We start from the raw sequence: 1,264 nt of genomic DNA, 5'->3' as shown, positions 1-1,264 counted from the left end.
AAACTAATTATAATTTCAAATATGTGTTATACTAAATCTGGTTATTTGATTATGCCATTTGGATTGCTCTGCAGCATCCTTGTGGCTTTTTACTTTCTATTGAGCTCTTCATTACAGATAAAGATGTCTTTATGATTTTACAAATTGTGGATTCACTTACCTTTAATTTCTCACCGGCTTCTTTGTAAGTTAAGCCTCTATAATAAATTAAATTTATAACTTTTCTACTTCTTTCATCTAATGATTCTAAAGCCCGATCCACCATTACTTTTATAAGTAATTCATCTTCAAAGCTTATAGCTCCTATAATTCCTTCTGATAAATCATTATCCTCATAGTTTAGTGATATAATCACAGATCCATATGCTGCACCTTTTTTCTCATTGAATCTTTTATCACTAGTGATGTAATCACAAACTGACCACCTTATTTTTCTTGAGGCCCAAGTCTTAAAACACGTTCCTTTATCATCTCTATAAGTATCTCTAGCCTTAATTAACCCAATGCATGCAGCCGAATATAATTCATCAAATGTATACTTATACCACATCTTTTTACGATATGTTAAAGCAACTATTTTAGCTTCGCACAAGTATTCTTCCAAATTAATCAATTCTCTCCCTCCATTTCTTAATATTGATGATTGTTAAATTCAAACAGTCTAATGTTTTCGTTTAACTCTTCAAATTCTTCTTCTTTTAAGACTATCTGTCTATCTTCAAACCAAATCAAAACTAGCAATTTATTATCTATAGTTTCTGCTTTCTGAATTGCTATTTGCAAATTTAATTTCTCCTTTCAATTATTAAATTGTTTTATTTAAAGGTATTTGTATTTTTTTGTAGAATATACCATTTGAAAGGTGGTGATTTTTTGTTTAAATCAAACAACGAATTTGAAAAAGCAATATATGATATTCTAATAGAAATTCGTGACAGCGATTCTTCTAAAAATATATTATCTAAACTCGGCGATATAAATTTTGATGATGCTATAGAAAAAGCTGTTCAATATGGATTGATAAGCGGATTAGTTTTTTCTAAAGATGCATCTGGTAGACTAGAGCCAAGCATTATTAGAGAAATTAGGTTGTCGCATAACGGTTTAAAATTTATTGAAGATTTTAAGTCTTAACTTTCTTTTTGGATTCTTGAATCATGTATGATTTTTGATTTTAATAGTATTGTTATTTGGTCAAATTGGCATAGGTATATCCTATGTTTAACCAAAACTTCTTGTAATTCATTAATAACTGGTTCAAAGT

3 protein-coding genes are annotated in these 1,264 nt (G+C 28.6%); 1 reads left to right on the top strand and 2 read right to left on the bottom strand.

Annotated features, from left to right (window positions below):
- Nucleotides 1–49: 49 nt before the first annotated feature.
- Nucleotides 50–613 carry a sigma-70 family RNA polymerase sigma factor gene (locus CLPUN_RS08555; RefSeq protein WP_077846882.1) on the bottom strand — a complete coding sequence of 188 codons (564 nt, stop codon included), beginning with the start codon at nt 611–613 and terminating at the stop codon, nt 50–52.
- A 17-nt stretch (nt 614–630) separates the two neighbouring features.
- Nucleotides 631–783 (bottom strand): hypothetical protein, encoded by a 153-nt coding sequence (locus CLPUN_RS27585; RefSeq protein ID WP_158078726.1) that lies wholly within the window; start codon nt 781–783, stop codon nt 631–633.
- A 90-nt stretch (nt 784–873) separates the two neighbouring features.
- Here CLPUN_RS27585 and CLPUN_RS08550 point away from each other — a divergent pair, with 90 nt between their 5' ends.
- Nucleotides 874–1,134: a hypothetical protein gene (locus tag CLPUN_RS08550; protein ID WP_077846881.1), complete on the top strand. Its 261-nt coding sequence runs from the start codon at nt 874–876 to the stop codon at nt 1,132–1,134.
- The last annotated feature ends 130 nt before the right edge of the window (nt 1,135–1,264 follow it).

It is taken from the genome of Clostridium puniceum (genome assembly GCF_002006345.1).
In the GTDB taxonomy this organism is placed as follows: Bacteria; Bacillota; Clostridia; order Clostridiales; family Clostridiaceae; genus Clostridium; species Clostridium puniceum.
The sequence above is the reverse complement of the archived record's forward strand: the minus strand, read 5'-3'. Positions and strand labels throughout refer to the sequence as shown.